This window comes from Kitasatospora sp. NPDC032150 (assembly GCF_055579945.1).
Genome location: NZ_JBVIMH010000021.1, coordinates 105,762 through 117,497, shown reverse-complemented (window position 1 = coordinate 117,497; position 11,736 = coordinate 105,762). Strand labels below are relative to the sequence as shown.

General features: G+C 68.9%; 13 protein-coding genes. 10 read left to right on the top strand and 3 right to left on the bottom strand.

Translation table 11 applies throughout. The features are described from left to right. Nucleotides 1–1,410 carry a hypothetical protein gene (locus ACZ5ON_RS24010; RefSeq protein ID WP_465596248.1) on the top strand — a complete coding sequence of 470 codons (1,410 nt, stop codon included), beginning with the start codon at nucleotides 1–3 and terminating at the stop codon, nucleotides 1,408–1,410. A gap of 215 nt (nucleotides 1,411–1,625) precedes the next feature. Here ACZ5ON_RS24010 and ACZ5ON_RS24005 read toward each other — a convergent pair whose 3' ends face one another. The 3 genes from ACZ5ON_RS24005 to ACZ5ON_RS23995 form a co-directional block, all read right to left on the bottom strand. Next, the gene (locus ACZ5ON_RS24005; RefSeq protein WP_465596245.1) at nucleotides 1,626–1,850 is read right to left on the bottom strand and encodes a hypothetical protein; all 225 of its coding nucleotides are present in this window, start codon (nucleotides 1,848–1,850) and stop codon (nucleotides 1,626–1,628) included. Nucleotides 1,851–2,034: 184 nt separating this feature from the next. Further along, entirely contained in the window at nucleotides 2,035–2,508 is a 474-nt protein-coding gene (locus ACZ5ON_RS24000) for an NUDIX domain-containing protein (protein ID WP_465596242.1), read from the bottom strand. Between the two features lie 27 nt (nucleotides 2,509–2,535). Next, a complete protein-coding gene (locus ACZ5ON_RS23995; protein ID WP_465596239.1) occupies nucleotides 2,536–3,753 on the bottom strand; it encodes a helix-turn-helix domain-containing protein in 1,218 nt (405 codons plus the stop codon). A 149-nt stretch (nucleotides 3,754–3,902) separates the two neighbouring features. Here ACZ5ON_RS23995 and ACZ5ON_RS23990 point away from each other — a divergent pair, with 149 nt between their 5' ends. The 9 genes from ACZ5ON_RS23990 to ACZ5ON_RS23950 all read left to right on the top strand — a co-directional run bounded on the left by ACZ5ON_RS23990 (nucleotide 3,903) and on the right by ACZ5ON_RS23950 (nucleotide 11,718). Beyond that, entirely contained in the window at nucleotides 3,903–4,343 is a 441-nt protein-coding gene (locus ACZ5ON_RS23990) for an ATP-binding protein (RefSeq protein WP_465596236.1), read from the top strand. Beyond that, on the top strand, nucleotides 4,340–4,567 hold the full coding sequence (locus ACZ5ON_RS23985) for a hypothetical protein (protein ID WP_465596233.1): 228 nt from the start codon (nucleotides 4,340–4,342) through the stop codon (nucleotides 4,565–4,567). The genes ACZ5ON_RS23990 and ACZ5ON_RS23985 overlap by 4 nt, the downstream gene beginning before the upstream one ends. Before the next feature lie 308 nt (nucleotides 4,568–4,875). Beyond that, nucleotides 4,876–5,973 carry a hypothetical protein gene (locus tag ACZ5ON_RS23980; protein WP_465596230.1) on the top strand — a complete coding sequence of 366 codons (1,098 nt, stop codon included), beginning with the start codon at nucleotides 4,876–4,878 and terminating at the stop codon, nucleotides 5,971–5,973. Continuing rightward, complete coding sequence (locus ACZ5ON_RS23975) at nucleotides 5,967–8,012, top strand: phosphoketolase family protein (RefSeq protein ID WP_465596227.1); 2,046 nt, start codon at nucleotides 5,967–5,969, stop codon at nucleotides 8,010–8,012. Before ACZ5ON_RS23980 ends, ACZ5ON_RS23975 begins: the two co-directional genes overlap by 7 nt. After that, nucleotides 8,009–9,046 (top strand): enolase C-terminal domain-like protein, encoded by a 1,038-nt coding sequence (locus ACZ5ON_RS23970; protein ID WP_465596224.1) that lies wholly within the window; start codon nucleotides 8,009–8,011, stop codon nucleotides 9,044–9,046. The genes ACZ5ON_RS23975 and ACZ5ON_RS23970 overlap by 4 nt, the downstream gene beginning before the upstream one ends. Next, the gene (locus ACZ5ON_RS23965) at nucleotides 9,043–9,483 is read left to right on the top strand and encodes a hypothetical protein (RefSeq protein ID WP_465596222.1); all 441 of its coding nucleotides are present in this window, start codon (nucleotides 9,043–9,045) and stop codon (nucleotides 9,481–9,483) included. Before ACZ5ON_RS23970 ends, ACZ5ON_RS23965 begins: the two co-directional genes overlap by 4 nt. Continuing rightward, nucleotides 9,480–10,145, top strand: a complete 666-nt coding sequence (locus tag ACZ5ON_RS23960; protein ID WP_465596219.1) for an HAD family hydrolase — start codon at nucleotides 9,480–9,482, stop codon at nucleotides 10,143–10,145. The genes ACZ5ON_RS23965 and ACZ5ON_RS23960 overlap by 4 nt, the downstream gene beginning before the upstream one ends. Beyond that, entirely contained in the window at nucleotides 10,142–10,933 is a 792-nt protein-coding gene (locus tag ACZ5ON_RS23955) for a class I SAM-dependent methyltransferase (protein WP_465596216.1), read from the top strand. Before ACZ5ON_RS23960 ends, ACZ5ON_RS23955 begins: the two co-directional genes overlap by 4 nt. Continuing rightward, complete coding sequence (locus ACZ5ON_RS23950; protein ID WP_465596213.1) at nucleotides 10,930–11,718, top strand: creatininase family protein; 789 nt, start codon at nucleotides 10,930–10,932, stop codon at nucleotides 11,716–11,718. The genes ACZ5ON_RS23955 and ACZ5ON_RS23950 overlap by 4 nt, the downstream gene beginning before the upstream one ends. The last annotated feature ends 18 nt before the right edge of the window (nucleotides 11,719–11,736 follow it).

The following is an 11,736-nucleotide window of genomic DNA, read 5'->3' as shown; positions in this document are numbered from 1 at the left end:
ATGGCCTACTCCAGCTTGCATGGGCGCAAGCCCATGGAACGTGCCAGCAAGATCTCCCACACCAACATCATCGCCTCGCAGGAGGTCAAGGACCTCCTCTCCGAGTGCACCATCCCGCGGCCTGCTGACACTGAGACCGTCCAGGGGCTCCTCGCCCGGGTACCTCTGCCGACGACCCAGACCATCAAGCACGTCATCGCGGTGGACGGCAGCTTTCGCGAGGCACTGGTCCGCGACGAGTTCCCCTCGGCTACCGTCACATTCTTCGCGTTCGGCCCACTGATCTTCAAGCTCGACGACCTGCGGCAACTCGACCGTGAAACGTTCATCGCGCCCGAGGACCTCGCCAAGCTCAAGAAGATCCAGCGCTACCAGCTCGCTCTTCCCACGCGCAACATCTCCCGCAACGGGCTCGGACTCCAGGACTCGATCCGCCTGACGCTCCACGAGTTCCTCGCCCGTCCGGTCGACGGCGACAAGTCCCTCTACGACACCCTGCGCTGGCTGCTGTTCCGTCGCTGGACGACCACCCCGGATGCCCGTCGAACGCTCCGCCACTGCCCGAACGAGAGCGTCAACGGGTGCAACCGGGAGGAGATCGTGCTCACCCCGGACACCCCTTACCGCTCCGAGTGCACGAACTGCGGCGGCCCCATCTTCCTCGCCGATGTTCTGCGCCTGCACGAGCTCGTCGACGACGAGCAGGGCGCCAGTCGGATCACGTCCTACCTGCTCTCAGCGCTGGAGACCCTCGCGCTGGTCCACGTGATCCACGCGCTGTGGGAGATGAAGCCGATCCTGCTGCGGGAGTTCTTGTTCATCAAGGACGGCCCGCTCGCTCTCTTCGGCCAGGTCTTCACGCTGGCCGATCCCCTGCGCGACTTGGCAACCTTCCTTGCCACGTACCGTGATCCATCCGACCCGAGCAGGATCCTGCCGCTCCTCAACGTGGTAGGCCTCGAGAAGAGCGGCTCCTTCGTGGAGCACGCGATGCACATCGAGAAGAGTCTCGAGAAGGCGCTCGCGGAGGCTAAAGCCGAGGGGGACTTCGCCGGCGTCGTCTTTCCCCTGTCGAACGAGTACATCTACAAGTACGTCGTACCCGGCGATCCCGGCGGCACGATCTCGTACGGACAGAACACGTACTGGGGCGGAAAGATGATCTTCAAGGCGAAGGACGGCAGCACCTACGTGGCAACTGTCCCGACCCTCGGCGGGCACAAGTCCGACCCAAAGTTCGAGGACTATATAAACCTCGCTGATGTGCTTGCGGGCGTCTCGGAGCTTCGCTGCTCGATGTACGACAACGCGTTGATTCCCGTCGCACTTGCGAACCGGCTCGTTTCCCTCTCGGAAGTTCCGAGCAGTCGCATCCTGGAGAGTTTCGCCCGCAGCACCATCCGCGGGTAGTCAGCAAATTCCCGGCCAAGGCTGGCCGAGGCCCGATAGGAACCTCGGCCGGCCTGCACAAGGCAAGGGGCACCTTGCCATAGCGCCAGGCGTCGGTTCGATCCTGATTCCGCTGTCATCGACCGCATACCGCAAGTCGACCCCTCTTCCCCAGTCGCTTCCATCAGGCAGGGCAGGCAAGCAACCCGTGTGGATCTGGCCCGTTCCATCACTCGCTAGAACAGTGAGGGCTGCGGATCAATATCAGATGTGACGGCCTCATTATTTAGGTCGAGTGTCAGCTGGCCGTTCAACTCGATGCGCTGCAGGCTGCCCGAGCAACTCACCAGATCGCGATGGAGATCGCGATCACCGGGGTCATGCCGCACGACAGTGTGGCTGGTCGGGTGGACGGCCACTGAGCGGTGGCAGACCGGGCAGTTTGTCTTGGGGTACTTCACGTCTCCAGAATGCTTCCCGCGACTGACAGTTGGGGAAGCGACCTCACTGTAGAACGCCAGTGCTCGAATCCGACCCGGTGGTCGCCCTCCATCAGTCAGTACGGTGCGGGTTACGGAAGCGACTCATGCCACGCCAAGCGACGCTCACATGCTCCATATTGTGAAGAGTGGGTGGCTCCTGTGCCTACGGGCGAGTCGCTCCGTGCTCCAGGTAGACGGTCGCGGACTGCGTCCTGGCGACGCAGGCGGCGTGGACGCGGCGGGCGAGGCGGGGGATGAGAAGTTCGTTGAGCTGGTCGGTGGTGTGGAAGGCGTAGTCGCCGATCTCGACCTGGTCGACGGTGATGTTGTCGAGATCGTCGGCGGGGAGGACGCCGCCATCGAAGACGAAGAGGAGCTTGTCGCCCTCGGTGGGGTGGGGTGCCCAGTCGGCGACGAGAAGGCGGCCGATCGGCGGGGTGATGCCGAGCTCTTCCTTGACCTCACGCGCCGCGCCCTCGCTCGGGGTCTCGCCGGCGTGCAGGTAGCCGCCGGGGATCTCCCAGCCGGGCTTGTAGGTCGGCTTCACGAGGAGGACGCGGTCGTCCTCGTCGAAGAAGAGCACGCCGGCGGCGGTGCGGGGCTGGGCCACGACCTCGTGGAACTGGGAGTCGCTCATGGCGACGACTGTAGCTGCCCAGCCGCGTCACGCGACGATCTGGAGCCGCTGCGCGACGCCTGCCAGCAAGTAGCTGGGTTTGCCACGCTGTTGGCGGACCCAGTTGGTCACCAGGTGTCGGGGGATGAAGTGGTAGCGGACTTGCTCGGGGGCCAGCTCCTCGGCGTCCAGCACGAGGGCGAGGGCCTCGTCCATGCGGTTCTGCGCGCTGTAGGCGCGGGCGATTTCGAGCGAGTGCCGCACTCGGCGTTCGAGCGGCAGGGCCGAGGAATCCACGCGCGGCCCTTGATCGAGGGCGATCTGGACGTCGCCGAGCTCCATGGCGGTCGAGATCCGGTGGATGGCCACGTTGGTGGGCCCGAAGGCCGTCCACATGTGGTTGGCGTCGTGGCCGAGGCGCTGGGCTGCCCGGTCCGCCTCGGCGAGGAAGTCGCGCACCGTGCTCCGGTCCTCGATCCTCGCAGCGGCCATCGACCCGACGAGGAACAGGGTGCCGTAGATCGACAGGTAGGTCGGGGTACCGTCCTCCAAGCCGGCCTCCAGGAACGAGGCCGAGTTCATGACCAAGTCCCTGGCGGCGGTGAGGCGTCCGTTGCTGAGCAGGCAGTGGGAGACCGAGCGGAACAGCGAGCCGGTGACGACGATGTTGCCCGACTCCTGGGCCGCTGTGAGGCCGCGGTCGGCCGACATCCAGGCGAGGTCGGCTTCGCCTATCTTCGTCAGGACCATCGCGGCGCCTTGGTAGGCCATAGCGAGCAACGCCTTGGCCTGCTGCTGTTGATCGCCCTCGTACATGCGCACCGCGCGCTGGGCCTGGGAGAGGATGTCCGGGATGAGTCTGGTCGCGCGGGAGTATCTGGCGTCCTGGTAGGCGGACCAGGCGGAGCCCACCTCGGCGCGCAGGATGTCGAGGTCGGGCGGCTGTTCGGCGTCGTCGGCCGCCAGGAACGGCGACAGCTGCTTGTAGTCCATGAGCGCTTCGCGCAGCTTCGAGATGGCTCCGCCCTGGGCATCGCCGGGCCAGTCGAGGAGTGACGGCTCCGCCAGCAGGTCGCCGAGCCGGATGTCGAGGGCATCGGCCAGCGCCCTGATGACCGAAAGCCGATCGAGCTCGATACGGCCGTTCTCGACCTTGCTCAGCCAGTCGGCCGTCCGCCCGACGAGGCCGGCCAGAACCTCCTGGGGCATGCCCCGTCGACGGCGGTACCAGGCGACGCGCTCGCCGATGCTCAGCGTCTCACTCATTCCAGGCATGCTCCCAGCCTGAGGGCGTCCCCGCTGCCTACCCCGGAAGGATTTTCCGGGTTCCCCACCATCCATCCTCCTAGCGTTCTGACTCGCCCTCAAGCAGCTCTGCCTGACGGGTGATTGGGTAACTAGGAGGGTTGATCGCGGTGGCACGTCAGGACCTTCGAGCAAAGGAAGCCATCGAGGTGGCCGGCTGCCTGTCGGTGCAGATGAGCTTCCTGCACGCTCACGCCTCCGTGCCCTTGGCCCGGGCGCTGATCAGGGGGGTCGTCGGCGCATGGGAGTTCGACAGGCCACTCGTCCAGGACATCGAGCTGGTCGCATCCGAGCTCTGCACCAACGCCGTTCTTCACGGCGCGGCGTCGTGCCTCGGCTGCTTCGACGTCCGCCTGGCACCTCAGCCGCGCGGTCTGCGAATCGAGGTCATGAACGCGGGGCCTGGGCCCGTCGACCGGCCCGCCCCGTCCGCCCTGGCCGAGAACGGCCGGGGGCTCCTCCTCGTGAGCCGGATGTGCGAGAGCTGGGGCGTCGACGCGACGAGCGACGGCACCGTGGTCTGGGCCGAGCTCAGGACCGATGCGGCATGACCAACTACCAGCCGCACGAAGACATCTACCGCGCTGCTCACCGGGATCCCGTCGAAGCCGTACTCACCTGGCTCTGGGCGCTCGGCCACCTCATCGTCCTCGCCCTGCTCGGAGTGGCAGCCGACCACCAGCTCAGCTCCGATCACTTCGGCCCCGTCCTGGCGGCCGACCACGAGCCCGACCGCGACCTTGAGCAGCACCCCGCGGTCGAACCCGAGGCATGACAACGGAGTCACGCCTCGTCGCCACACGCACCACCGAGCGAGAAGGGAACACCGCCATGTCGTCCATCGCGCGCCTGCAGGCGCCCCAGCCGCCGCCGCCTCCGCCCCCGCCGCCGCCGGCACCGCCGACCCCGCAGCCGCCGTACCCCGGCCGCTGAGCGAAGGAACCGTGTGGGCCTGCCGGACGGACACCGGCAGGCCCACACGGGCTCATCCTCCCCGACCAGTGGAGGGGAGCGAGGCAGATCCAGCAGAGAACGACGACCAGGGCAGCGAAGCCCGGTCCAGCCAGTGACGGAGAGTGGATCATGAAAACAGCGCTCGGCAGCAAACCCGCAGCGGTCCTCACGCTTCCGGCCGTCAGGGGCATGGCGGAGCGCTACGGCGTGCCGGTGGAGGACGCCCTGCTCATCGCGATCAACCTGTTCGGGATCTCCTCCGCCCACGGCCGTCATCGCGCCCGGATCTCGGTTCGTCTCACGACCCGGCCGGACGTCGCCTGGATGGTGATCGTCCCGCTCAACGCAAAGGCTTCGCCGTTCCACTTGGCCGGCGACGAGCTGTCGCTGGGCGGCGTAGTAGTCGGCTCCATCGACCGCGTCGCCGCCGACGAGGCGGTCGGCGGGTACTTCAGGGACGACGGGCGGGCCGCGACGCTCAACCCCAACGCCCGCAGCCGCTGTGTGGGGTGCTCGTTCTGCCCGAACACCCTGGAGGCCGCCGCCGATCCTCGTCTCTCCGAGGAGCGGGAGCTGGCCGAACTGCTGGCCGCGATGGTCGAGCAGCACCCCCGCCACAACCTGGCCGAACTCCGTGAGGTCACCGTGTCGACCGGCTGCTTCGCGCGGGAGCGGGCGGCCGTCGACCATCTGATAGGACTGCGTGACGTGCTCGCCGCCCACGGCATCGGCGCCAGGATCGGGTTCCTCACCTCGGTCATCCGCACGAGGGGGGCGTTCGCGGAACTGGCGGAGCGCGTCGCCCCGTTCGTGCTGCGGCTTACCGCGGAATGCTTCAGCCGGAGGGACCTGCTCCTCAAAGCGAGCAAGGCGACGCTCACCACCGAGGAGATGCCCAGGGTCCTGCAGCGGGCGATGGGCGCCGGCCACGCGACCTCGTTCACCTACATCGTCGGCCTGGACCGGCTCGCCGACCTCCGGACCGGTGTGGCCGAGCTGATGCCGTTCGTCACCGAGTTCCCCAACTTCCAGGTGTACCAGGCGCACAACGCCATCATGGCGGGCCTTCGTGCCAGCGGCTCCGACTCCCTGGAGTACTACCTCCAGGCCCGCCGGGAGATCGAGGACATCGTCTGGCCGACCGGCCTCCGCCCGGCGGCATGGGAGTGCTACCGGCCGCTGTGGTACTTCACATTCGGCGAGGAGCAGTTGGTGCCGCCATGCTGAACCGGGCCGATGTGCTGTGGAGGGCCGCCACCTATGTCGCGGTGGCGGTGCTGCACCTCGACGACAACCAACTGCTGACCGAGCCGCTCCAGGCCGGCCACGTCAAGCTTCGCCCCGCCGGTCACTGGGGAACCGTCCCCGGAACGGCGTGGGCCCTCGCCCACACGGTTCTCGCTGCTGGCGAGCTGGGGCCCGGCCGTGAGCTGGTCCCGGTGATCGGCGCCGGCCACGCGGGGGTGGTCCAGCTCGCCTACGCCTGGCTCACCGGCGAGCTGGCAGCCGTTCGCCCTCAGTACTCCCGTGACGCAACCGGGCTCAGGCGGTTGGCCCGGAACTTCCCTGACGTCGACGGCCTCGGTGCGGAAACCCATCCGCTGCTGCCGGCGGGAGCGGCACCCGGCGGGTGCCTCGGTGGCGCGCTCGCGTTCAGCCATGGCATGGCGCTCGACGTGCCCGGGCGGGTCGTGGTGCCCATCGTCGGCGACGGGGAGTGCGAGACCCCCACGACGGCGGCGTCGTGGCTTGCGGCCCGGGCTCTGCAGGGGAGCGCTGTCCTGCCAGTGGTCCACGTCAACGGGTTCCGTATGGGTGACCGGTCGTTGCTGGGGGCAATGAGCGACGCCGAGCTCGTTGCGTACGCGGCCGGCCTCGGGTGGCGAGGCCGGGTAGTGCACGTGGCGGCGGCCAGCGTCGATGAGCACCAGGCGTTCCGGGACGCCCTCGCCGTATCCGCTCGTGAGGTCGCTGACGGCTCACGGACGGCTGTGTTTCTCCGCTGTGTGAAGGGCTGGAGCGGGCCGGAGGCGGTCGACGGGCGGCAGGTGCTCGGGACGGCCGCAGCCCACAAGACGCCACTTGACGGAGCCCGCCAGAATGAAGCCCAGCGCGGCCAGCTGGAAAGGTGGTTGGCGTCGTACCAGCCCGCGGAGCTCTTCGACCACGACGGCCAGCCGATCGGCGCTCTGGCCGAGGTCCTGGGGTCTGCCGCGTGGCACTCTGCGGTCGGCCCTGGACGCCCGACCCGTGAGGGGTCGAAGCCGGTCGTTCTCCGCAGGGCCGCCCGCTTCGGTGAGGCAGTAGGCAGTGTTCTCCGCAGGCATGCCACGGCCGGGGGCTTCCGGGTCTTCAGCCCGGACGAGCTGTCCTCGAACCGCCTCGGCGCACTGCGGGACGAGCCCTGGGTGTCCGAGGTACTGGCCGAGGAGGTGCTCCTCGGCTGGCTGTCCGGTTGGATCAGCAGCGGTCGACGCGGCGTCCTGGTGTCCTACGAGGCATTCGCCCCGCTCCTCACCGCCGGGATCGTCGGTCACCTCAAGCACCGTCGCCTCGCCGAGGAGAAGGCGTCCCCGAGCCTCAATCTGCTGCTGACCTCGTACGGGTGGCACAACGTCTTCACCCATGGCGATCCGTCGCTCGCCACGGCCCTGCTCGCGACGGAGGACCCTGCGGTGACCGTGCTGGTTCCGGCCGACACGCAGCGGACGGCCGCCGCGCTCGACGCGGCGCTGAACTCGACGGGCCGCGTCAACGTCCTGGTCGCGGGCAAGCACACCGAACTGCGGCTCCCGCTTGAGACCGCCGAGGAGGAACTGGCACGCGGGCTCGCGATCTGGCCGCACCTGAGCGACGAGGAGGATCCTGACCTCACCATCGTCGTGGCGGGAGACCTGCCGGCCGAAGCCGTCACGACGGCAGAGCCGGTACTCCGCGACCGACTGGGCTGCCGAATCCGCGTCGTGGGCGTTCTCGACCTCACCGTTCTCGGCGATCCTGGGCGTTGGCCCAAGGGCCTGACCGACGCCGAGGTCGATCACTACTTGGGCGAGCGCTCCGCTGTCCTGGTCGTCACGCTCGGGCACCCGGCAGCCGTGTGGGGGTTACTGGCGGGGCGCCAGCGGCGGCCGGTTGAGGTGATCGGCTGGCGCGAGCCGCCGGGACCGATGTCGCAGGACGCCCTCGCGCGCGAGCTCGGCCTGGACACCGCCGGATTGCTCCGGGCTGCTGGTCGGCTGGTCACCAGGCTGGAGGCCGCCCGATGACGGAGCCGCTCATCGACAAGGTGGAGACCGTGCCGGTAGGCGTGGCGGAGTCCGGGGACGACAGCGTCTTCGTCGCGGTCCACGGCGCCGGGCAGACCGGCTGGTACGGGCCCGTGAGCACGTCGGTCGGCCGAGCAGTGGAGGCGATCGCCCCCGCAGTCGTCGGTGCCTCGCTGCTCGATCACGACGGCCTCCGACCGCGCATACGGACAGCCGCACCAGAGGTCTCGGACTGGGCAGTCGGAGCGATCGACTGCGCGGTGTGGGACCTCCACGGCCGCCTGGTCGGCAAACCGGTGGCCGATCTCCTGGCACCAGGACGGAGGACGCAGGCCGTACCGGCGTACGCCTCCTGGCTCCGTCTGGATCTCAGCGGCCCCGCCAGCCACGGTGCGGTGACCCAGGTTCTCGAAGAGGGCTGGGCCTTCACCAAGTGGGGACTCCGTCGGCGCCCAGGGACGAGCGTCGCCGCCGAGGCCAGGAATCTGGTCGCGGCACTGGCCGATGCTGCGGCGGTCATCAGCGAGCCCTTCGCCGTCGACGCGGTGGGCACGTGGAGTCCGCAGCTCGCTGCTGCCGTCGCCGGCCGCCTTGATCAGCCGATGCTGGCCTGGCTGGAGGACCCGCTGCCGGAGCACTACCTGCGCGTCTACGGCCAGCTGGCCGCTGCCGGCGTGCCGATTGCGGTCGGTGAGCGCCTGCGACCCGACGAGGACCTGGACGCCCTCCTGGACTTCACTCGGCCCACCGCGCTGACCATCGACGTGGTCGGCTGTGGCGGCCTCACCCGTGCGGTCGAGATCACCACGAGCGTTCGCGAGGCCGGTGTCCCCGTCTACCCACATGGCCGCTCGATGGTGCCCGGCATCCACCTCGCCGCCGCCTTCCCCGACGACGTCCCGGCCGTCGAGTACCGACGCCAGTGGGAACCGCGCCGCCAACTCCTCTACGCCGAGCCCTGGATACCCAAGAACGGCCTGCTTCCCGCCCCCGAAGCCCCCGGACTCGGAACCCAACCCCGGAGACTGCGATGACCCGAACCATCGGCACCTTCCCTGTCCAAGGAACAACCCGTCACGACGAACACGGCCTGCTCCTCGTCCTGGACCGACGACTCGACGGACACGACACCTTCCTCTCCGGCATCCTTGACCTCGGCCAAGGGGCGGCCGCCGTACGGATCTTCACCCTCGACGACGTCACCGTGCTCCGACCGCTGGAAACGATCGAGGCGCCCAGCCCGGTCTGGGCCGGAATCCTCCACCTCCCGCACGGACTTCGCCCGCGCGTGGTCCCCGCTGACCTGGCGAACGCTGTCCAGGCCGGCAGCCGCGATCTGGACGCGCTCGACGCGGCCGAGCTGCGGTACGCGCTGACCTTCCTCGGCGAGGCCACCACCGCCCAGATCCGTACGGCGCGGATCGCCGCCATCGTCTCCGCCCTGCCCCCGGTCGGGGGTGACGCCGCATGAGTGGAGCAGTCAGTCGGCTGGTCAGCCTGGACATCGGGGGAACCCTCGGAAACGCGCAGGGCCCCGGCCTGGCGGCCAGGCTCGCCGCCGTCTCCCCGCTCGGCCCGAAGCAGGCCAGGCGCGTGATGCGGGACGTCCTGCACACCGCCCCGGAGATCACCGACGCCGTGATCACACAGGTCTGCGCGAAACTGGACATCAAGCAGTCGGACTTCCCAACAGATCTGCCCGTCTCCCCGCTCGTCCTCTTCCCCGGAGTCGTCGAGGCCCTTCAGCAACTCAGCGACAGCGCCACCGTGGTCACGCTCTCGAACGTGACCTGCACCGAGGCCGACCCCGACCGGCTCCTCGCGCTCCTCTCCCCGTGGGTCAGCGCCCACTTCCCGTCCTGCCGCACCGGGTTCGCCAAGCCCGACTGCCGCGCGTTCTGGACCGTCGCCGACACCCACCAGGTATCAGCCAGGACCATGGTCCATGTCGGCGACGACTGGGAATGCGACATTCGCGGTGCCACGGCCGCCGGACTCGCCGCCGTCTGGCTCTCCCACGGCCGCACGGTCCCCGACGAGCACGTCCTCGTTGAACACGACGTGCTCGTCGCCCACGATCTCGCCGACGCAGTCCAGCACGTTCGCCAGCTACTCGATCTGAGGAACCCATGAGCCTGTTCACCGGCACCGCCAGCTACTACCGCCAGTACCGCCCGGGTATCCCGGAGGAGGTCGCGACCGTCCTCGACCAAGCCGCCGCCCCCGGCAAGCCCCGCCGGCTCCTCGACGTCGGCACCGGCACTGGCCTGGTCGCCGAAGCCCTCCTCGGCCGGTTCGACGACATCATCGCCATCGACAACGACGCCGACATGCTCAAGGCCGCCGAGGAGGCACTCCGGCCCCGGCTCCCTGACGGGGCGAGCCTGTCGCTCATCGAGTCGACGGCCGAGGGCTTCAAGCCCCCGACCGGCTGGCGGGCCGACCTCGTCACGATCTGCCGGGCCTTCCACTGGCTCGACCAGGCCACCGTGCTCGCCCTCCTCGACGACCAGGTGGCCCCCGGCGGTGCCGTCGCCATCTTCGGCGACAACAGCTTCTGGGCTGCCGACAGCCCCTGGAAGCAGTCCGTGCGCGCGGTCGTCCAGAGCTTCCTCGGCGAGGAACGACGCGCCGGCAACAGCACCTTCAAGCACCACAACCGGCCCTACAGCGAAATCATGGAGGAGTCGCCCTTCAACCGGGTCGAGGAGATCCGGGTGCCCGTCCATCGGACGTGGAGCACCAACAGCATCCTCGGTTACCTATACTCCACGAGCTTCGCCGCACCGCACCTCTTCGGAGGCCGCCTCGACGAGTTCGAGGCGGCCGTGGAGACCGCCCTCGCTCAGCACAGCACCGAGGACGTCTTCCCCGAGGACAACGAGTTCCTCATCCGTATCGGTCGGCGGGGCACCGAGTGATACGAGCAGACGGTCCAGCCGCCCGCCAGTACGGGCGGCTGGCCGCACCCGCGGTCCTGACCGAGCTCACCACCGAATCCGTGCTCTGCCTCCCCATCGGCTCCCACGAGCAGCACGGTCCCCACCTGCCGCTCAATACGGACACCGTGATCGCGGAGCGGTTCACCGGTCTGCTGGTCCAGCGGTACGGCGGACAGCACGACCTGTGGGCGTTGCCGGCCATCCCGTACGGGCTTTCGCTCGAACACGCCTGGTCGCCGGGAACGGTGTCACTACGGATCGCGAGCTTCATGTCCCTGCTCGACACCGTGGTCACGGAGCACCTGCGGGCGACCCCTGCGCGAAGGCTCCTGATCATCAACGGCCACGGTGGCAACCGAGGAATCCTGGAGCCTGCCCTCCACGAGCTGAGGCGCGCGCACGCCTTCTCCGTCTGCGTCATCCACCCGGGCTCGCTGTCCGCCGTCCAGGCCGGCGGCGAGACCGTCCCGGAGATCCACGCTGGCATCCGCGAGACCGCCATGATGCTCGAACTCGCGCCCGAGGACGTCCATCTTGACCTCCTCCCAGCGGACTTCACCGCCAACGGCACCGAGGCGAAGCGGCTCGTCCTGGACCGCGGCACGACCTGGCCGTGGACCTCCGGCGACACCACCATCGCCACCTGCGGCGTCATCGGAGGCGACCCGCGCCGGGCAACCGCCGATGCCGGCCGAGCCATTCTCAACAGCGCCCTCGATGCGGCCGACCACGCGCTCACCCACCTCACCAACCACAGCCCGTAACCGCCCCACGCCCTCCAG